The sequence below is a fragment of the Pararhizobium sp. LjRoot238 genome (assembly GCF_964252955.1).
Taxonomy (GTDB): Bacteria; Pseudomonadota; Alphaproteobacteria; order Rhizobiales; family Rhizobiaceae; genus Pararhizobium.
This window is the reverse complement of record NZ_CAXUPP020000001.1, coordinates 1,428,286-1,448,245: the sequence shown is the minus strand read 5'-3', so window position 1 is coordinate 1,448,245 and position 19,960 is coordinate 1,428,286. Positions and strand designations below refer to the sequence as shown.

The following is a 19,960-nucleotide window of genomic DNA, read 5'->3' as shown; positions in this document are numbered from 1 at the left end:
TCAGATCTCCCTGCGGCGAAGCCTGGTGGTGCGCGGCAGGCAAAGAATGTTCGTGCCGGCAACCAGGATCAGATCGACACCCCTTGGAAACAGCGCGCGATTTTCCGCTGAGAGGGTGAGGAAAATGCCCGGCAGGCCGACCGGCGAAATGATGGTCTCGTGCTTGATTCCGGGGCCGGTGGCGACCAATTCCGCGCCGCCTTCGAGCGACGCGATTTCAAGCACCAGCGTTGCGGAGCGATCCGGATATTCCTGCGTGCCAAGCGCGAACTGGTCGAAACCCGGAACGATCCCCCCAGCGTCGACGAAGATGAACCGGGCTTCAGGCTTGACATCCGTCAGCGGCGCGCCGGTGTGGAAGGACAGCCAGGCCGGCACCGATGAATTGGCAAGGGCAGGGCTCAGCCAGACGGGGGTTCCGTCGTCGCACAGGGTCAGCGCAATCGCTCCGGCACCGGCACCAAGCGGCGCCGGTGGACTTGCCGATGCGCCAAGCGGCGCGATTGTGCCGGGGCGTGCCATGGCATCCATCAAGGCCCGGAACACGGCCTGCGACTGGAAGACAGGCTCCGTGAAGGCGCCGGCATAGGCGCTGGCGTGGATTTCGGTCTGAGCGCCCATCAGTTGTCTCCCCGGACCATTGTGAAGAAATCGACCCGTGTCGCCGCGGTCTGTTCGGCCTGTTTGCGGTCTTCAGCCTCAACGCGGCTTTCGACCGCGTCGATCAGTGAATCGACGGCCTGCCGATGTTCTGGTCGCTGATGAAGCGCATCGAAAACAGCGGCAAGACGCGCCTTCTCGCGGTCATTGCCGAGCAGCTGGCCATGGCCGATCTCGCCCGAGCCGAGACGCACGGTGGCGCGGCTGACCGTCGCCTCGCCGAGATTGAAGGCGTCACCGCCACCGCCGATGCGGCCGCGCACCATGACGAGCCCGCTTTCCGGCCCGCGCACCGCATGGACCTCGGGCTTCGGCTCGATCGCCTGCCAGCCAGCCTTGAGCTCTGCAATCGAGGCCTTGGCCAGCAACTCCATCGCCCGCTTGCGCTCATTCACCGCCGCGCCGCTCTTTTGTTTCATCGCGTCCATTGCTTTCGTCCGAAATGTCTAATAATATAGACAACTATACATCTGATAATGTGTTTCTAGAATCCCAACATGACGAGCTTGTGACATGAATGCGAAAAAGGCGGTCGAGCGACAGACAGGCGTCGCCCTCTGGCGGCAGATCGCCGATCTGATCCGGCTATCGATCAGCAACGGCGACTACGACCAGACCGGCATGATACCGCCGGAAATTGTCCTGGCAAGCCAGTTCGGTGTCAACCGCCACACGGTGCGCAGCGCCCTTGCCGCACTCGCGGAGGAAGGTTTGGTGCAGGCCATCCAGGGGCGAGGCACGATGATTCAGCGGAAAGAACGGCTGAGCTTTCCGATTTCGAGGCGCACGCGCTTCTCGCAGGGGCTGGGCGACCAAGCGCGTGAGACGGAAGCAAAACTGCTGGCCCAAACCACCCTTCCGGCGGCGGGAGAGGTTGCGGCCGGATTGAAAATCGTTCCCGGAGCGGACTGCATCCAGTTGGACCTGATGCGCAGCGCCGACGGACGGCCTGTGTCCTGCTCCACCAATTTCTTTCCGATTGATCGCTTCCCGCATATGGCAGAGCAAGTCGAAAAGCTGGGTTCGATCACCAAGGCCTTCGCCGCCGAGGGGCTGCCGGATTATGTCCGCATCTCGACGGAGCTTGTCGCCCGCCACGCCGATGCCGACGAACTGTCCCTGCTTCGCCTTTCGCCCGGTGCCATCGTCATCGAGGCAACCGCCATCAACGCCGATCCGGATGGCGTGCCGGTGCAGTTCGCCCGTACCCGCTTCGCCGCCGATCGCGTCAAGCTGAAGATCGAAACCTGAGGCCACGAAAAAGGGCGCGATGCGGTGGCACGCGCCCTCTTCAATTCCATTGCAGCAATCAGAGGTCGGCGACGAAGGTTTGCTTCTGCGTGCCCAGACCCTCGATACCAAGCTCGACGACGTCGCCGGCCTTCAGATACTGCGGCGGCTTGAAGCCCATGCCGACGCCGGGCGGCGTGCCGGTCGAGATGATGTCGCCGGAATGCAGCGTCATGAACTGGCTCAAATAGCTGACGACATTCGCAACGCCATAAACCATGGTCTTCGACGAGCCGTCCTGCTTGGTGACGCCGTTGACGGTCAGCCACATCTTCAGCTTCTGCGGATCGGCAACCTCATCGCGCGTTACCAGCCAGGGGCCGGTCGGGCCAAAGGTGTCACAGGACTTGCCCTTGGTCCACTGTCCGGAGCGCTTGGTCTGGAAATCGCGCTCGGAGACGTCGTTGATGACGCAGTAGCCGGCGACGTGTTCCAGCGCGTCGGCTTCCGACACGTACTTGGCTTGTCTGCCAATCACCACGCCGAGCTCGACCTCCCAGTCAGTGGCTTCCGAGCCGCGTGGGATGACGACGTCGTCGTTCGGGCCGACGATGGCGGACGTCGCCTTCATGAAGATCACCGGCTCGGGCGGCACCGTCGCGCCGGTTTCTGCGGCGTGATCGGCATAGTTCAGCCCGATGCAGATGAACTTGCCGGTTCCGGCCACGCAGGCGCCGAGGCGCGGGCTGCCGCCGACGACCGGCAGGCTGTCGATATCGAGCCCCTTGGCCCAGCCCATATCGCTGATCGCGTCGCCGCCGACATCGGCGATCACGCCGCTCAGGTCCCTGATCTGGCCGTCCTTGTCGAGAACGCCCGGCTTTTCCGACCCAAGGGGTCCGTACCGCAGAAGTTTCATGTTTTCTCTTCCCTTAAAACACAGACTGTCGTGCCGCCTGACAAATCAAAGGCGGGCAGCGTTGTAAAGCGCTTTTGCCGATCGGGCCGTATCAGCGGGTGGGCAAATCTTGCAGTGCGATCAGGACGCGCTGGCTGACAGAAGTCCTGCCGCCCCCGAGAGAGGTTGTGGCGGGATTGTCCCGCCACTGCGTGCTCAGGCGGCCTTTGAATAGGCCCTTGCCATGTCCGGCAGGCGCGTCACGCGGATTTTCGATGCCTGGCCGGCCGCGTTGAAGGCAATGAAGCGCTCCTTGCAGACCTCGACCATGCGGGCGGTGGCGGGCTTCAGATAGTTGCGCGGATCGAAATTGTCGGGATGCTGCAGATGATGCTTGCGGATCTCGCCGGTGAAGGCGAGGCGAAGGTCGGTGTCGATATTGACCTTGCGGACGCCGAGCGGGATGGCCTTCTGGATTTCGGCGACCGGAACACCCCAGGTCTGCTTCATCCTACCGCCGAATTCGTTGAACAGGTCCTGCAGGTCCTGTGGCACCGTCGACGAGCCGTGCATGACCATATGCGTGTTCGGCAGACGCTTGTTGATCTTGGCGATCGTTTCGATCGAGAGGATTTCGCCGTCCGGCGCGCGGGTGAACTTGTAGGCGCCGTGGCTCGTGCCGATCGCAACGGCCAGCGCATCGACGCCGGTCTTCTCGACGAAGTCGAAGGCCTGTTCCGGATCGGTCAGAAGTTCCTCACGCGACAGTTTGCCTTCAAAGCCATGGCCGTCCTCCTTTTCGCCGGCACCGGTCTCGAGATTGCCGAGACAGCCAAGTTCACCTTCGACCGAGACGCCGGCCGCATGGGCGATCTTCACGACTTCCGCCGTGACGCCGACATTGTAGTCATAGCTCGCGATCGTCTTGCCGTCGGCAAGAAGCGAACCATCCATCATTACCGACGTGAAGCCGTTGGTGATCGCCGAAATGCAGGTCGAGGGCTGGTCGCCGTGGTCGAGATGCAGGCAAACCGGAATATGCGGATATTCTTCGGCAGCACCCAGGATGAGGTGGCGCAGGAACGCATCGCCGGCATAGGCGCGGGCGCCGCGGCTGGCCTGCAGGATGACGGGCGAATCCGTGGCATCGGCCGCGCGCATCACCGCCTGGATATATTCCAGATTATTCACGTTGAAGGCGGGCAGCGCGTAATTGTTTTCAGCGGCGTGGTCCAGCAGCTGCCGCAAGGTGATCAAGGCCATTCAAAAGTCTCCCATTGTGCTGGCGCCATCATTCCCGATCATTATCGGCGCCCATATTCTCCGCTTGAGCAGAAGTACCCGCCACAGATGCCAACTGGTATCAAGACCAGGCCTCCTGGCGAAATGCGGGCGGATTTGACCGCACCATAATTGATGATCCGGGTTTGGCAACCGCTGCCGCGACTGAAATGATGGGCTTGGGCGAGCGGAAACGTTGCAGATGGGGCTCTGTGGACAAATTATCGTGCATTTTTTGCCACATCAGCCCTGGCAATCCCCGGTTGAAATCCATCAATGTGCGCGGCGCCGTCTTTGGCGAGGACCGGTGAGCAGCCGTCGTCCACCATGGATGGGCGAATTGCATGATCGTTTCCATCAAGAGGCGACTTAAGAATACATATTACGTAAACTGCCGGAAATAATACTCAGACTTGCGCAAGACCTTTGTGGATCATCGGTGGTGGAGCAGTTTACCGGGCGCAAATCCATCGAAAAATGCCGCGATTGAAATGCAACCGCCGCGCTATAGATACATGCCTGTCAGCGACATCGCGGCGTTTGAGCCACGGCAGATGGCCTTGCCTTTGCGAAAAAATTGGCATTCTCTCGCCGCTTCACAACCTAAAAAGAGGGGAAGGAAAACAAAAATGACATTGGCAAAAATCAACCTCCGCACAGCGATCCTGCTGGGATCGATTCTCATTGGCGCGAGCCCGGTGCTCGCAGAGACCGTTCTGCATCGTGGCAATGCCGGCGAGCCGCAGACGCTCGACCAGGCTCACACCTCGATCAACATCGAAGAGTTCATCCTCAAGGATCTCTATGAAGGCCTGACCATTTACGATGCGGCCGGCAAGGTCGTTCCGGGTGCAGCCGAAACCTGGGATCTCTCTGACGACGGCCTCGTTTACACCTTCAAGCTGCGCGCCGACGCCAAGTGGTCTGACGGCTCGCCGGTGACCGCCGCCGACTTCGTCTTCTCCATCCAGCGTGTCGAGGACCCGAAGACCGCGGCCGGCTACGCCAACATTCTCTTCCCGATCAAGAACGCCGAAAAGGTCAACAAGGGCGAAGTGCCGGTCGATCAGCTCGGCATCAAGGCGATCGACGACAAGACGCTTGAAGTCACCCTGGAACGCCCAACTCCCTTCTTCTTGGAACTGCTGGCGCACCAGACCGCTCTGCCGGTCTCCAAGGCAAGCGTCGAAAAGAACGGCGCCGATTTCGTCAAGCCGGGCGTCATGGTCTCGAACGGTGCCTACAAGCTCGTCGCCCATACCCCGAACGACAGCCTGACCACCGAAAAGAACCCGTCCCACTGGGATGCGGCCAACGTCAAGATCGACAAGGTGATCTTCTACCCGATCGATGACCAGGCCGCGTCTGTCCGCCGGTTTGAGGCCAAGGAAATGGACCTCGCCTACAATTTCTCGGCCGACCAGCTGGACCGCCTGCGCAAGTCCTATGGCGAGCAGGTCCATGTTTCGCCGACGCTCGCGACCTATTACTATGCCTTCGACACGCGCCAGGAGCCCTATAGCGACGTGCGCGTCCGCCGGGCGCTGTCCATGGCTGTCGATCGCGACTTCCTTGCCAAGGAAATCTACAGCGGTTCGCAGCTGCCGTCCTATTCCATGGTGCCTCCGGGCATGGCGAGCTACGGCGATCCGGCAAAGGCCGACTTCTCCGAGAAGTCGCAGCTCGACCGCGAGGATGAAGCGCTCAAGCTGATGAAGGAAGCCGGTTACGGCGAAGGCGGCAAGCCGCTTAACATCGAGATCCGCTACAACACCAATCCGAACCACGAGCGCGTCGCGACGGCTGTCGCCGACATGTGGAAGAACACGTTCGGCGCCAAGGTCTCGATGGTCAATCTCGACGTCTCCTCGCACTACGCCTACCTGCAGGAAGGCGGCAAGTTCAACGTCGCCCGCGCCGGCTGGGTAGCTGACTATGCCGATGCCGAAAACTTCCTGGCGCTCAGCCTCTCCTCGAACAAGACCTTCAACTACGGCCACTTCGAGAACCCAGAGTTCGACGCGCTGATGAAGAAGTCCTACGAGGAGGTCGATCCGACCGTCCGTTCAAAGACGCTTCATGAAGCCGAGGCGCTTCTGATGAAGGAACAGCCGATCGCGCCGTTCCTGACCCAGGCCGACCTCTGGCTGGTGTCCGACAAGGTGAAGGGTTGGCAGGATAACGCCGTCAACGCGCATCTCAGCCGCTTCCTGAGCGTTTCCGAATAACGGATTTTTGACGCGCGGCGGTTTGTACGCTGCCGCGCGTCACGGTCAGAGAGCAAAACCATGATCTCCTTTGTCCTGCGCCGCCTCGCGAGCGCCGTGCCGACCCTGTTTATCGTCGTCACGATTTCCTTCTTCCTGATGCGGTTCGCCCCCGGCGGCCCCTTCAATCTCGAACGTCCGCTACCGCCCCAGACCATGGAAAACATGATGCGGACGTACCATCTGGACCAGCCGCTCTGGAGCCAGTACCTCACCTACATCGGCAATGCCGTCACCGGCGATTTCGGGCCGAGCTACATCTACAAGGACAACACCGTCGCCGAACTGATCGGCAAGGGCTTGCCGTTCTCAATCGAACTCGGCTCCTATGCGCTGCTGCTGGCACTGGTCGGCGGCGTTCTCGCCGGCACGCTGGCGGCGCTTCGGCAGAACAGTTTCCTCGATTTCCTGATCATGTCGGTCTCGACCGTCGGCGTCACTGTGCCGAACTTCGTCGTCGGCCCGGTGCTGACGCTTGTCTTCGCCATCACGCTCGCCTGGCTGCCGGCCGGAAGCTGGGGTGATGGCTCGCTGCGCTTCCTGATCCTGCCGATGATCGCCCTTGCCTTGCCGCAGCTTGCAGTCTTTGCCCGGCTGACGCGCGGCTCGATGATCGAGGCGCTGCACACCGATCATATCCGCACGGCGCGCGCCTATGGCCTGCCGTCGCGCGTTGTCGTCGTCACGCATGCGATGCGCGCCGCGATGTTGCCGGTCGTTTCCTATCTTGCCCCCGCCGCCGCAGCGCTGCTCACCGGCTCGGCCGTCGTCGAGACGATCTTCACCATTCCCGGTGTCGGCCGCTATTTCGTGCTCGGCGCGATCAACCGCGATTACACGCTGGTGATGGGAACCGTGGTGCTGATCGCCATCTTCGTCATCGTCTTCAATCTTCTGGTCGATATTCTCTACGGCCTTCTCGATCCGAGGGTCCGCCATGACTGATATCGTCACCGCCCCGCTCCCGCCCGAAACCGCAAGCCGAAGCCTGTTCCAGCTCGCGACGATGCGCTTCCGCCGCAACCGCGCCGCCATGGCCGGCTGTGTCATGCTGGCGCTGATCGCGCTGTTTTCGTTTCTCGGTCCCCATTTCATCAGCCATACCTATGATCAGGTCTTTCCGTCCTATGTTTCGATCCCGCCGAGCTTCGAACCACGGCCGGACGCATCAAACCTTCAGGAGGTCATGGAAGACGTGGCGGCGCGGGCACGCGTCGATCTGAAGGAGTTTGCCGTCGAAGGCCAGACCTTCACTGCGACAGTGACATCCGATCAACCGATCGATCCCCGCGCCACGCGCTATTTCGACCGGGCCAACGAATTTGACGACACCGAAGTGGTGACGACCGAAAACGATGGAAAGACGCTAAAGCTCACCGGCCGCGTCGCCCGAGAATATTTCCTGTTCGGCACCGATTCCAATGGCCGCGACCTGATGGCCCGCGTCATGCTTGGCGGCCAGATCTCGATCGCCGTCGGCCTGCTGGCGAGCCTCGTCTCGCTTAGCATCGGTGTGCTTTACGGTGCGACATCAGGCTATATCGGCGGCCGCATCGACAACGTCATGATGCGCTTCGTCGAAATCCTCTATTCGCTGCCCTTCGTCTTCCTCGTCGTCGTGCTCGTCGTGTTCTTCGGCCGCTCGTTCATCCTGATCTTCCTCGTCATCGGCGCGGTGGAATGGCTGGACATGGCCCGCATCGTGCGCGGCCAGACGCTGGCCTTGAAGCGACGCGAATTCATCGGCGCGGCGCAGGCGCTCGGCCTCACCGACTGGCAGATCATCCGCCGCCACATCATCCCCAACACGATCGGGCCGGTCGTCGTCTTCGTCACCGTCGTCGTGCCGAAGGTGATCCTGCTCGAAAGCTTCCTCTCCTTCCTCGGTCTCGGCGTCCAGGCGCCGCTGACGAGCTGGGGCGCGCTGATCGCCGAAGGTGCCAACAACATCCAGTCGGCGCCATGGCTTCTGATCTTCCCGGCGATCTTCTTCGTCCTCACCCTCTTCTCGCTGAATTTCGCCGGCGACGGCCTGCGCGATGCGCTCGACCCGAAGGACCGCTGACATGACTGATTCACGGGAAACAATTCTCGCCGTCCGAAACCTCAAGGTCAGCTTTTCGACCCCGGACGGAACGGTGGAAGCGGTCAAGGGCATCGATCTCGACGTCAAGGCCGGCGAAACGATTGCCGTCGTCGGCGAATCGGGTTCCGGCAAGAGCCAGACCATGATGGGCATCATGGGGCTGCTTGCCGGCAACGGTAAAGTCTCCGGCTCGGCGAAATATCGCGGCCAGGAACTCATCGGCCTGCCTCTGAAAGCGCTGAACCATGTGCGCGGCGCCAAGATCACCATGATCTTCCAGGAGCCGATGACCTCGCTCGATCCGCTCTACACGATCGGCCGGCAGATCGCCGAGCCGATCGTCCACCACCGCGGCGGCAGCTTCAAACAGGCGCGTACCCGGGTGCTGGAACTGCTGGAGCTGGTTGGCATTCCCGAACCGCAGCGGCGGATCGATAGCTACCCGCACGAGCTCTCCGGCGGCCAGCGCCAGCGCGTGATGATCGCCATGGCGCTCGCCAATGATCCGGACATCCTGATTGCCGACGAGCCGACGACGGCGCTCGACGTCACCATCCAGGCGCAGATCCTCGAACTCCTGCGCTCGCTGCAGGTCAAGTTCGGCATGGCCGTCGTGCTGATCACCCACGATCTCGGCATCGTCCGCCATTTCGCAACCCGTGTTGCCGTCATGCGCCGCGGCGAGGTGGTCGAGACGGGAACCACTGCCGACATCTTCGAGCGGCCGCAGGCGGACTACACCAGGATGCTGCTGGCTGCCGAGCCGCGCGGCCACAAGGCAGCTCCCGGCGGCAACGCCCCGATCGTCCTCGAAGGAACGAACGTAGCGGTCGACTATGCCACCGGCGGCGGCCTGTTCGGCAGTTCGGCCGGGGTGTTTCGCGCCGTCGATGGCGTCAGCATCCGGCTGAGAGAGGGCCAGACCATCGGCGTCGTCGGCGAATCTGGATCGGGCAAATCGACGCTCGGCCGCGCGCTGCTGCGGTTGATCCCGAGCAGCGGGCGCTACCAGTTCCGCGGGACCAATATCTCCGATTTCGGCCGCGCCGCCATGCGGCCGCTGCGCCGTGAGCTGCAGCTGGTGTTTCAGGATCCGTACGGATCGCTCTCGCCGCGCCTGACTGTAGGCGAAATCATCACCGAGGGGCTTTATGTCCACGAGCCGCAGCTCAGCCGCGCCGAGCGTGACAGGCGGGCGATCGAAGCACTCAAGGAAGTCGGCCTCGATCCGGCAGCCCGCAACCGCTATCCGCATGAGTTTTCCGGCGGCCAGCGCCAGCGCATCGCCATTGCCCGCGCCATCATCCTCAAACCAAAGGTCGTCATTCTCGACGAACCGACCTCGGCGCTCGACCGTTCGGTGCAAGGCCAGGTCATCGACCTTCTGCGCGATCTGCAGAAGGCAAATGGCCTCTCCTACATCTTCATCAGCCACGACCTGTCGGTGATTAAGGCGATGTCGGATTACGTGGTGGTGATGAAGAACGGCAAGATCGTCGAGGAAGGCGAGACCGAGACGATCTTCGAGGCACCGCGCGAGAGCTACACCCAGACCCTGATGAGCGCCGCCTTTACCGCGTGATTTCTCCGAGCCCGGCTTCGACAGCCGGGCCCGGCTGCTGCGGTTGCCTTCGTTTCAACTGCTGTTCGCGGAAGAAGATGAACAGGCCGGATGCAACGATCAGGCCGGAGCCGAGGATCACGGTCCAGCGCGGCGTATCGTCGAAGAAGATCCAGCCGAAGACCACCGCCCAGAAGAGCAGCGTATATTGCAGCGGCACCACCGTCGCCGCATCCGCCAGTTTCAGCGAGCGGGTGACGAGAATATGGGCGAGCATGGCGACGATGCCGAGAAGGCTGAGGCACGCCAGCGCCTGCAGGTCCATCGGCGCCCAGCCCGCGGGATTGGCGCCGACACCGACCAGCGAGAAGATCAGGGCGCCGCTCAATTGCCAGAAGATCAGCGTCGTATCCGGCGTTGCCCGCAGGGTTCGGCCGAGAAGGAGCGCAAAGGCGTAGGCCGCGCTGCCAACGAGCGCGATCAGTGCCGGCAGCGAGAAACTCTCGCTTGACGGCTCGAGCGCGATGACGACACCGGCGAAGCCGATCAGGATTGCCGTCCACCGCCGCCACCCCACGTGCTCACCGAGCAGGAACGGAGAAGCCGCGGCAACATAGATCGGCGCCGCCAGCCAATAGGTCATCGTATCGGCAAGCGGCATGTAAGCGACGGCGAAATAGAAGGCGGACGCATCGACCGCAAAAAGCAGCGACCGCAGACCCTGCAGCCACGGGCGGTCGACGATCAGCAGGCTGCGCCACCCGCGCTTGATGAAGAAGGGAATAAGCACCACCAGCGCCGCCAGACTGCGGATCGTCATCAGCTGGCTGACGGAATAGGTCGAGACGAGCCATTTCCCCATGGTGTCGTTCAGCGAGAACATCAGCATGCCAAGCAGCATGAAGAGAACGCCGGTACGGGCCGCGTTCGAAGTATGGGCAATGGAGGCTGTTGCGGCTGTCATGGCATCGGTTCCGGGAAAGACGCCCTGCCACTCGCATATTCCCGCGCCTCAATCCATCCACGAAAATCGATGGGTCGATGAACAATCGGAATGCAAGCCGCGCTCGGCCAGTTCCATCCCTTTGATTTTGCATCGCAGCACGATAGAAATATTCTATTAGCGTATGCGAAATAGGCCATTGAAAGAACACCGAAATTCGACCACAAGCCTGTGTAACCGAACTTTTTGATCATGTTTCTTCTATCGACCGCGCGCAGGGATCGCTTCGTTCATGGGCAAGACTGTTTTCATCGGCAAGCGTTCCAGCGCGGCAGGCGGCTGGGGGGCGCTGAAAAGCTGCGGCAAGCGCCTTCTGGAAAGCGGCTCGCCGCTTTCGGGTGCCCGCGCCTTGCTGAAGGCCAACCAGCCCGATGGCTTCGACTGCCCCGGTTGCGCCTGGGGTGATCCGGAACATGGTTCCTCGTTCGAATTCTGCGAGAACGGCGTCAAGGCCGTTTCCTGGGAAGCGACCGACAAGCGCACGCCGCCCGACTTTTTCGCGGCCCATACCGTCTCCGAGCTGAAGACCTGGAGCGACTACGCGCTGGAACAGCAGGGCCGGCTTACCCATCCCATGCGCTACGACCGCGCGACGGACACCTATGTCCGCGTCACCTGGGACGCCGCCTTCGCCGAGATCGGCGCTATCCTCAATGGCTTCGACACGCCGGACCGGGCAGAATTCTACACCTCCGGCCGCGCCTCCAACGAAGCCGCATTCCTCTATCAACTCTTCGTCCGGCTCTACGGCACCAACAATTTTCCGGATTGCTCCAACATGTGCCATGAGGCAAGCGGCATCGCGATGAAGCAGGCGGTCGGCGTCGGCAAAGGCACGGTGCTGCTGGAGGATTTCGAGAAGGCCGATGCCATCTTCGTCATCGGCCAGAACCCCGGTACCAACCATCCGCGCATGCTCGGCGATCTCCGCCGCGCGGCCGAACGCGGTGCGAAGATCGCGGTCTTCAATCCGGTCCGCGAGCGCGGCCTGGAACGTTTCGCCGACCCGCAGGACAAGCTGGAAATGCTGCGCGGCGGCTCGACCGAGATCGCCAGCGACTATTTCCAGCCACGCCTCGGCGGCGACATGGCCGCCGTTCGCGGCATGGCCAAGGCTGTCTTCGCGGCGGACGACGCAGCGCTTGCGGCGGGCGAGGCCTCTGTTCTGGACCTCGATTTCATCAACCGGCACACTGCGGATTTCGACGCCTATCGCGCCGCTGTTGATGCGACCACGTGGGCACAGATCGAGGACCAGTCCGGTTTGACGCGCGCCGAAATCGAGCGGGCGGCGGCGATCTATCTTGGCGCCGAGCGGGTGATCTGCACCTGGGCGATGGGCGTCACCCAGCACCGCCATTCGGTGATCACCATTCGCGAGATCGCCAGTTTCATGCTGCTGCGCGGCAATATCGGCAAGCCGGGCGCCGGCCTCTGCCCGGTGCGCGGCCATTCCAACGTCCAGGGCGACCGCACCGTCGGCATCAACGAGAAGCCGCCGGCCGCCTTCCTCGATGCGCTGGAACAGGAATTCGATTTCAAGGCGCCGCGCCACGAGGGCCACAATGTACTCGCTGCCATCGGCGCGATGCTGGACGGCTCGGCAAAGGCATTCATCGGCCTCGGCGGCAATTTCGCGCGCGCAACGCCGGACAGCCCGATCATCGAAAGGGCGCTGGCCTCGCAGAAGCTGACGGTCAACATCGCCACCAAGCTCAACCACTCGCACCTGATGCCGGGCGAAGTGAGCTTCATCCTGCCCTGCCTCGGCCGCACCGAAATCGACCGGAATTCAAAGGGCGTCAGCCAGATCGTCACCGTCGAGGATTCGATGAGCATGGTGCACGGCTCCGGCGGCATCAACAAGCCGGCATCGCCAGAACTGCGCTCCGAAGTGCAGATCATCGCCGGTATCGCTGCGGCGACCGTCGGTTCGGCAAAGGTGAACTGGGCAGCACTTGCCGATGACTACGACCTGATTCGCGATCACATCGCCAATGTCATTCCCGGTTTTGAAAGCTACAACGAACGCGTCCGCAAGCCGCGCGGCTTCCATCTGCGCAATGCCGCCGCCAATCGCGAGTGGGAAACACCGGAAGGTCGCGCCACATTCTGGACCGGCCCGCTTCCCGATGCCATCGAACATCAGGTCGCCCGCGGCCAGGACGGCGTCTTCGTGCTGCAGACTTTCAGGTCGCACGATCAATACAACACGACGATCTATGGCATGAACGATCGCTATCGTGGCGTCTATGGCGAGCGAAACGTCGTCTTCATCAACCCGGTCGACCTCGCCGGCCTCGGCGCTGAGGCCGGTGACCGCGCCGATGTGATCGGCCGGCACGGTGATGGGGTTTCCCGCATCGCAACCAATTTCCGCCTCGTGCCCTATGATATCCCGCGCGGCTGCGTCGCCGGCTACTATCCGGAACTCAACGTGCTCGTGCCCTTGTCGAGCGCCGGAGATGAGAGCGATACGCCGACGTCAAAATCGGTGCTGGTATCCTTCCGCACCAAAGCCACTGATGCAGATGCGGCCTGATGCCGGATAGCCCGTCCGAAGTCGATTTCCTTGCCCTCGTCGAGGCGATCCGCAGCCAGGACGCCAAGCTTTCGCCGCTGGGTGCGGGCATCATCGCTGCCATTTCCGAAGGGATCGCCGATGACAGCCGCACCTTTGCCAGGCTGTTCGGCATCGCCCACGCGCTCGTCCTGCGGGAGATCAATCTGCTGTGCGGACCGGACGCGCCGATCGAAATTCTCCGTCGCGACGCCCGCACGCAGAGAACGCACCTCAAACTTACGGTAAAAGGCGACAGGCTCATGGCCCGGCCTTGACCTTGGCCACATCCTTGCTAAGTAGGAGACATCTCCGCAGTGCAGGGCATTCTACACACGCCTGCGGAGCCAACCTGATACCGGGCCCCTCTGACGAGATTCTACGGCGCTCTCGTGATGTCGGTATCACCCGCAAATAAGCCGGCGGACTTAAGCACATGACAATCCATCTCATGCGTTCTTCGCATGCCGATCGTGGCATGCGGGATTTCTCCATTTATTCAACCCGTGCTCCAAGCATTGACGGATCGGAGGTGCGCCCATGAAGCCCGCCTCGCAACCGTCGACGCTCGGCTATTTCAAATGGGCCTTCATCACGACTGCGGCAGGGCTCGCGCTCGGCGCGTGGCTCGGCTGGACCACGACCGGTACCTTGGGCGGCATGGCCACCGTCTTCTTCATCTGCACGGTGCTTGCCGTGCTGGAAATTTCCCTCTCCTTCGACAACGCCATCGTCAACGCCAACAAGCTCAAGGAAATGACGCCAGTCTGGCAACACCGGTTCCTGACCTGGGGCATCGTGATAGCCGTCTTCGGCATGCGCATCGTCTTCCCGCTTCTCATCGTCGTCATCGCAGCCAACATCGGGCCGATTGATGCCTTGGTGCTGGCCGCCTCGCGCCCCGAGGAATACGCCCGCATCATGAACGAGGCGCATCTACCGATCGCCGCGTTCGGGGGGACATTCCTGATGATGGTCGGCCTGAAATTCTTCTTCGACCACGAGAAGGACATCCACTGGATTGCGTCACTGGAACGCGGCATGTCGCGCTTCGCAACGATCAAGGGCGTCGAAATCGCCTTCGTGCTCATGCTGATCCTGGTGTTCTCATCCTTCCTTCACGGCGAGGAGGCGACCACCTTCGTCTATTGCTCCATCTACGGCCTGTTGACGTTCCTGGCGGTCGAAGTGGTCGGCGGCATTCTGGACGCACAGCAGCAGACGATGAGTGCCGCGGCCAAGGGTGGCCTCGGCGCCTTCATCTACCTCGAAGTGCTGGACGCCAGTTTCTCCTTCGACGGTGTGATCGGTGCCTTCGCCCTGACGCAGAACCTCTTCGTCATCGCCATCGGCCTCGGCATCGGCGCCATGTATGTGCGTTCGATGACGATCATGCTGGTGGAGAAGGGTACGCTCGCCGAATATCGGTACCTGGAACACGGCGCCTTCTACGCGATCCTAATCCTGTCGGTGATCATGTATTGCCAGACGCTGGTGCATATCCCGGAAGTCATCACCGGTCTCGGTGGGGCGGCCCTGATCGGCATCTCGCTGTGGTCCTCGATCCGCCACAACAGGCGCGAAGATGCCGGCCACCGCGAACAGACCCACGCCGGAGCATAGCGCTTCTGGTTGGCTTAACGAAAAAACCCGCCAATCATGCGATTGGCGGGTTTTTAAATGGACAGAACCAATTTTAGCCAATGGAACCTGTGGCGCGCTACAGCAGCGCGCCGGGTCCACAATTAGCCGCGCTTCACGGAATTGAAGTTCTTCGGATCGATGCCGAGCGTGTAGAGGTCGCGGTCCAGCGGACGGCGGTGGCCCTCGACAGCCGCGGCTGCGGCCGTGGCCGCGCCAAAGATGGCGATGGCATTACCGAAGAAGCCTCGGGCAGGTTTACGAAGGGCGGACATCTCTTTTGCTCACTTTCCAGTTTGGTTGATCGTGTTTCATTCGATGAGTGGAAGATGATCCTTTGGGCAGTGCTTTACAATGCACAGGAATTCATCCCAGCCATGCAAATAGGAAAGGCCCGGTTAACATCAGCTAACCGGGCCTTTCCCTGTGACGGTCTTGGGAGGAGCGTCAATCTTCGCTTGCGGCGAGTTGGGCGAGTACCTCGCCACGCCCGCGCGCCCGCAGGATCAAGGGAATGATCAGGGCTGCGGCGGCGATCACCAGAAGCACGGCGGCGATCGGCGAGGTAAACAGCACCGTGACATCACCCTGGCTGATCGACAGCGCCCGGCGAAGCTGCTGCTCGGCGAGCGGCCCAAGGATCAGGCCGACGACGACCGGTGCGATCGGATAGCCGAAGATGCGCATGACATAACCGAGCAGGCCGAAGGCGAGCAGCATGCCGAGTTCGAACACCGACGGGTTGGCGCCGATGGTACCGAGCGTTGCAAACAGCAGGATGCCCGCATAGAGCCACGGCTTCGGAATCGTCAGAAGCTTCACCCAGAGCCCGACCAGCGGCAGATTCAGCACCAGGAGCATGAAGTTGGCGATCAGCAGGCTGGCGATCAGGCCCCAGACGAGCTGCGGATTGGTCGCAAACAACAGCGGGCCGGGCTGCAGGCCGTATTGCTGGAAACCGGCGAGCATGATTGCCGCGGTCGCCGTGGTCGGCAGGCCGAGCGTCAGCAGCGGCACCAGCGTGCCGGCAGCCGAGGCGTTGTTGGCCGCTTCCGGACCGGCGACACCCTCGATGGCGCCGTTGCCGAATTCTTCCGGATACTTGGTCAGCCGCTTTTCGGTGGCATAGGAGAGGAACGTGCCGATTTCAGCGCCGCCCGCCGGCATCGCGCCGATCGGGAAACCGATTGCCGTTCCGCGCAGCCACGCCTTCCAGGAGCGCCCCCAATCCTGGGCGTTCATCCAGACGGATCCCTTGACCGCTTCGACCTTGTCGGGGCCGAGATCCCCCTGCGCGGCGATATAGAGCGATTCGCCGATGGCGAACATCGCCACCGCCAGCGTCGTCACCTCGATCCCGTCGAGCAGATCGGGAACGCCGAAGCTCATACGCGTCTGGCCGGTCAGCTGGTCGATGCCGATGATGGCGAGTGCAAAGCCGATGAACAGCGAGGTCAGCCCGCGCAGCGTCGAATCGCCGAAAGCCGAGGAGACAGTGACGAAGGCAAGCACCATCAGCGCGAAGTATTCGCGTGGGCCGAAAACCAGCGCCAGCTTGACGACGAAAGGTGCGATGAAGGCAAGCGCCATGGTCGCGATCAATCCGGCCACGAAAGAGCCGATCGCCGCGGTGGCCAATGCCGGTCCGCCGCGCCCGGCCCGGGCCATCTTGTTGCCCTCGAGCGCGGTGACGATGGACGCGCTTTCGCCCGGCGTGTTCAGAAGGATCGAAGTGGTCGAACCGCCATACATGCCGCCATAATAGATGCCGGCGAACATGATGAGCGAACCGCCCGGATCGAGCTTGTAGGTCACGGGCAGGAGCAGCGCCACAGTGAGCGCCGGGCCGATGCCGGGCAATACGCCGACAGCGGTGCCGAGCGTCACGCCGATCAGCGCGTAGAGAAGGTTCATCGGCTGGGCGGCGACGAGGACGCCCTGCAACAGGAAATCGAATGTATTCATGTCAGGGCCTTACCAAAACAGGTGTTCGAGCGGACCGGCGGGCAGCGACAGTTGCAGCAACCCGGCAAAGATCAGCCAGACGCCGAGACAGAGCAGGATGCCAACCGGAATCGTCATCCACAGCTTGCGCTTGCCGAAGGCTGCTGCCGTTGCGGCAAAGAGCAGGCCGGTCGCGATCGAAAAGCCGAGCGTTTTCAAAAGCAGCATCTGCGCGGCAAGGCCGCCGACGATCCAGACGACAGGGCCGAATTCCTGGCGGTCGCGCGCCGGAAAATCGCCGCGCAGCGCTTCAAAGACGGTCCACACCGCCAAGATCAGCAATCCGCCGGCGATCACAAACGGGATAGTGGCGGGGCCGATGCCGGAATAGCCTCCCGTGCTCGCAAGCCGCGATGCATCCCAGAAGATCAGGCCGCCGAGGGCCGCGAGGAAGACGGCGATGGCAAGCGCCGCCCTGTCAGGGCGGCGCGTTTCCGTCGAAGGGGTGTGGCCCTTGCTCATTTTACCAGACCAATGTCCTTGAGGACGGTTTCGGTTGACGAAATTTCCTTGGCGAGTTGCTCCTTGAAGGCATCACCGGCGAGGTAGGTATCCTGCCAGCCCTTGGTCTTCAGGGTTTCCTGCCAGCTGGCGGACTTGACCAACTTTTCGATATCGGTCGAAACGGCAGCCTTCTGCTCGTCCGTCAGGCCGGGAGCCGCGGCAACCATGCGCCAGTTCTGCACGACCACGTCGAGACCGCTTTCCTTGACGGTCGGCGCATCGACGCCGGCGATGCGCTCGGCGCTCGAAACGGCCAGCAGACGAAGGGTACCTGCCTTCACCTGCGCTTCGAACTCACCATAACCGGAAATACCGGCCGTCACCTGGCTGCCCAGAATGGCGGCAAGCGCTTCGCCGCCGCCGGAGAAGGCGATGTAGTTGATCTTGGTCGGATCGACGCCAGCAGCCTTGGCGATGAGGCCGACGGCGATATGGTCAACGCCGCCTGCCGAGCCGCCGCCCCAGGACACCGCGCCCGGATCCTTCTTCAGCGCGTCGACCAGATCGCCGAACGTCTTCAGCGGCGAATCCGCCGGAACGACGATCGCTTCGTACTCGCCGGTCAGGCGTGCAATCGGGGTGACATCATCCAGCGTTACCGGCGACTTGTTGGTGAGGATGGCGCCGACCATGACGTAGCCGCCGACGATCAGGGCGTTCGGGTTGCCGTTCGACTGGCTGGCGAATTGCGCAAGGCCGATGGTACCGCCGGCGCCCGGCACGTTCTGCACCTGAACGTTGCCGGAAATGCCTTCCTGCTGCATCACGGTCTGGATCGAGCGTGCGGTCTGGTCCCAGCCACCGCCGGGGTTCGCAGGCGCGATGATGGTGTAGTCAGCGGCGAAGGCCGGCAGGGCGAGAGCGCCGGCGAGAATGGATGCCAGAAAAAACTGTTTCAAGATTAGTCCTCCGTCAGGCGCGCTCGTTATCTGGCGCGCAGTGTTCATCTTTGCGGACGGGGTTGGTTCACTCTGAATCGGACGCGTTCGCTTCCTGAGCTGAACGACGCCGGGTCTGGTGAAACTCCTCCCATTCGCCTCGATCATCCGCCTCCACGGACGATGAAGAACTGCAAGGCACCACAGAAAGCTGTCATCTACCTGACATCGAACGGAACCTTGCCAGATTAATCTCCGCTAATTTTGCTTCTTCGTCTACTGGAGGCGCAAAACTTCGTTCCAGCGGGCGATCAGCCGCGCCCGCTTGACCTGATCGAGGTAAACCATCAGGCCGGGACTGACCGGAACCGGCCGCAACTGCGCGCCGAGCATCTCCCGCATCGTATTGGCAGTATTGACGCCGGCGACATCCGGGCTGACGGCGGGGATCTGCAATTCGCGCGCCATGATCGTCTGGCCTTCTTTCGACATGAAGAATTCCAGATAGCGCCGGCCGAGATCGGGCGAGGCGGCCGCCTGCGGCACCAGCCCGATGCGCGACATGACGACGGTGTAATCCCGCGGCAGCACGATGCCGACATCCGGGTGGCGCGAGGCCCAATCGGCGGCATAGGAGCCGAGGATATTGTAGCCGAGAACGAAGCGGCCGTCGGAGACCCGCTCAAGAATGGCCGAACTGGTGGAATAAAGCTTGACGCCTGCAGCACCCATCGTCTGGATCACCGACCAGATGTCGCCGAACTGCTCCTGGTCGCGCGCCATGAACAGGAAACCGACTCCGGACCGCTCGATATCGTAGGTGCCGATCTTTCCATAGACCGCGCTTCCCTGACGCTTGAGATAATCGACGAACTCGGCCCGCGTCGAGGGCGGCTTTTCCTTTGTGAAGCTTGGCTTGTGATAGACGAAGACGGCCGGCTCGAAAGTCAGCGCATAGGCCGTGTTGCGCCAATTGGCCCAGTCGGGCCAGCGGGCGCTCATCGGCAGATCGCTGCGCTGGGCGTAGCCGTCATTGCTGAGCTTGACCTGCAGATCCATCGCCGAAGAAAAGGCGAAGTCCGCGGTCTTTTCGCCCGCATCGGTCTCCTTGACGATCCGGTCGTAGATCTCACCGGTCAGCATATCCTCGTAGCGCACCGCCACATCCGGATTGGCCGCCTGGAAGCCAACGATCATCGGCCTGGCAAGTGGTTCATCGAGCGAGGAATAAACGACGACGGTCGGGGCAGCCGCATTGCCCGAGAGCGCCGGAAAAACGACCGGCTCGGCGGCGGCGGGCAGGGAGATTCCACAGAGAAAGCTGAGACAGAGAAGGAAACGCATAAAACGATATTGCCGCAGCCCCGAGCCGTTCACAAGCCGAACT

At 62.1% G+C, this 19,960-nt stretch carries 19 protein-coding genes; 8 read left to right on the top strand and 11 right to left on the bottom strand.

The annotated features are described in order from the left end of the window. Both phnH and phnG read right to left on the bottom strand, forming a co-directional pair. Positions 1–621, bottom strand: a complete 621-nt coding sequence (gene phnH, locus ACSQ3F_RS07180) for a phosphonate C-P lyase system protein PhnH (protein ID WP_436099587.1) — start codon at positions 619–621, stop codon at positions 1–3. Continuing rightward, the gene (phnG, locus tag ACSQ3F_RS07175) at positions 621–1,088 is read right to left on the bottom strand and encodes a phosphonate C-P lyase system protein PhnG (protein ID WP_436099586.1); all 468 of its coding nucleotides are present in this window, start codon (positions 1,086–1,088) and stop codon (positions 621–623) included. Before phnG ends, phnH begins: the two co-directional genes overlap by 1 nt. Positions 1,089–1,173: 85 nt before the next feature. On the opposite strand from phnG, the gene phnF reads away from it, so the two are divergent. Next, positions 1,174–1,911, top strand: a complete 738-nt coding sequence (phnF, locus tag ACSQ3F_RS07170; RefSeq protein ID WP_436099585.1) for a phosphonate metabolism transcriptional regulator PhnF — start codon at positions 1,174–1,176, stop codon at positions 1,909–1,911. Positions 1,912–1,969: 58 nt separating this feature from the next. Here the strand turns inward: phnF and ACSQ3F_RS07165 are convergent, their stop codons facing one another. From ACSQ3F_RS07165 to ACSQ3F_RS07155, 3 genes are all read right to left on the bottom strand, one after another. Next, positions 1,970–2,809, bottom strand: coding sequence for a fumarylacetoacetate hydrolase family protein (locus tag ACSQ3F_RS07165; protein WP_436099584.1), 840 nt, complete (start codon positions 2,807–2,809; stop codon positions 1,970–1,972). A gap of 195 nt (positions 2,810–3,004) precedes the next feature. Continuing rightward, positions 3,005–4,051 carry a class II fructose-bisphosphate aldolase gene (fba, locus tag ACSQ3F_RS07160; protein WP_436099583.1) on the bottom strand — a complete coding sequence of 349 codons (1,047 nt, stop codon included), beginning with the start codon at positions 4,049–4,051 and terminating at the stop codon, positions 3,005–3,007. A 100-nt stretch (positions 4,052–4,151) separates the two neighbouring features. Then, positions 4,152–4,415: a hypothetical protein gene (locus ACSQ3F_RS07155; RefSeq protein ID WP_436099582.1), complete on the bottom strand. Its 264-nt coding sequence runs from the start codon at positions 4,413–4,415 to the stop codon at positions 4,152–4,154. Between the two features lie 283 nt (positions 4,416–4,698). Between ACSQ3F_RS07155 and ACSQ3F_RS07150 the strand changes: the two genes are divergently transcribed. Genes ACSQ3F_RS07150 through ACSQ3F_RS07135 form a run of 4 tightly spaced genes read left to right on the top strand, consistent with a single transcriptional unit; the run spans position 4,699 to position 10,004 of the window. Further along, positions 4,699–6,297, top strand: coding sequence for a peptide ABC transporter substrate-binding protein (locus ACSQ3F_RS07150; RefSeq protein WP_436099581.1), 1,599 nt, complete (start codon positions 4,699–4,701; stop codon positions 6,295–6,297). Between the two features lie 60 nt (positions 6,298–6,357). Beyond that, a complete protein-coding gene (gene oppB, locus ACSQ3F_RS07145) occupies positions 6,358–7,281 on the top strand; it encodes an oligopeptide ABC transporter permease OppB (RefSeq protein ID WP_436099580.1) in 924 nt (307 codons plus the stop codon). After that, positions 7,274–8,401, top strand: coding sequence for an ABC transporter permease (locus ACSQ3F_RS07140; RefSeq protein ID WP_436099579.1), 1,128 nt, complete (start codon positions 7,274–7,276; stop codon positions 8,399–8,401). Before oppB ends, ACSQ3F_RS07140 begins: the two co-directional genes overlap by 8 nt. A gap of 1 nt (position 8,402) precedes the next feature. Then, complete coding sequence (locus ACSQ3F_RS07135; RefSeq protein WP_436099578.1) at positions 8,403–10,004, top strand: ABC transporter ATP-binding protein; 1,602 nt, start codon at positions 8,403–8,405, stop codon at positions 10,002–10,004. Here the strand turns inward: ACSQ3F_RS07135 and ACSQ3F_RS07130 are convergent. Continuing rightward, positions 9,994–10,947: a DMT family transporter gene (locus tag ACSQ3F_RS07130; protein ID WP_436099577.1), complete on the bottom strand. Its 954-nt coding sequence runs from the start codon at positions 10,945–10,947 to the stop codon at positions 9,994–9,996. The genes ACSQ3F_RS07135 and ACSQ3F_RS07130 overlap by 11 nt on opposite strands. Positions 10,948–11,218: 271 nt before the next feature. Between ACSQ3F_RS07130 and ACSQ3F_RS07125 the strand changes: the two genes are divergently transcribed. The 3 genes from ACSQ3F_RS07125 to ACSQ3F_RS07115 all read left to right on the top strand — a co-directional run bounded on the left by ACSQ3F_RS07125 (position 11,219) and on the right by ACSQ3F_RS07115 (position 15,169). Continuing rightward, a complete protein-coding gene (locus ACSQ3F_RS07125; protein WP_436099576.1) occupies positions 11,219–13,528 on the top strand; it encodes an FdhF/YdeP family oxidoreductase in 2,310 nt (769 codons plus the stop codon). After that, positions 13,528–13,824 (top strand): hypothetical protein, encoded by a 297-nt coding sequence (locus ACSQ3F_RS07120; RefSeq protein ID WP_436099575.1) that lies wholly within the window; start codon positions 13,528–13,530, stop codon positions 13,822–13,824. Before ACSQ3F_RS07125 ends, ACSQ3F_RS07120 begins: the two co-directional genes overlap by 1 nt. 262 nt (positions 13,825–14,086) lie before the next feature. Beyond that, positions 14,087–15,169 carry a DUF475 domain-containing protein gene (locus tag ACSQ3F_RS07115; RefSeq protein ID WP_436099574.1) on the top strand — a complete coding sequence of 361 codons (1,083 nt, stop codon included), beginning with the start codon at positions 14,087–14,089 and terminating at the stop codon, positions 15,167–15,169. 122 nt (positions 15,170–15,291) lie between these two features. On the opposite strand, the gene ACSQ3F_RS07110 is transcribed toward ACSQ3F_RS07115, so the two are convergent. The 5 genes from ACSQ3F_RS07110 to ACSQ3F_RS07090 form a co-directional block, all read right to left on the bottom strand. After that, a complete protein-coding gene (locus ACSQ3F_RS07110; RefSeq protein ID WP_436099573.1) occupies positions 15,292–15,462 on the bottom strand; it encodes a hypothetical protein in 171 nt (56 codons plus the stop codon). Positions 15,463–15,634: 172 nt separating this feature from the next. Then, positions 15,635–17,152 (bottom strand): tripartite tricarboxylate transporter permease, encoded by a 1,518-nt coding sequence (locus ACSQ3F_RS07105; protein WP_436099572.1) that lies wholly within the window; start codon positions 17,150–17,152, stop codon positions 15,635–15,637. A gap of 9 nt (positions 17,153–17,161) precedes the next feature. Continuing rightward, entirely contained in the window at positions 17,162–17,653 is a 492-nt protein-coding gene (locus tag ACSQ3F_RS07100; protein WP_436099571.1) for a tripartite tricarboxylate transporter TctB family protein, read from the bottom strand. Beyond that, complete coding sequence (locus ACSQ3F_RS07095; RefSeq protein WP_436099570.1) at positions 17,650–18,594, bottom strand: Bug family tripartite tricarboxylate transporter substrate binding protein; 945 nt, start codon at positions 18,592–18,594, stop codon at positions 17,650–17,652. Before ACSQ3F_RS07095 ends, ACSQ3F_RS07100 begins: the two co-directional genes overlap by 4 nt. Positions 18,595–18,849: 255 nt before the next feature. Next, positions 18,850–19,917 (bottom strand): ABC transporter substrate-binding protein, encoded by a 1,068-nt coding sequence (locus tag ACSQ3F_RS07090; protein ID WP_436099569.1) that lies wholly within the window; start codon positions 19,915–19,917, stop codon positions 18,850–18,852. Positions 19,918–19,960: the final 43 nt, after the last annotated feature.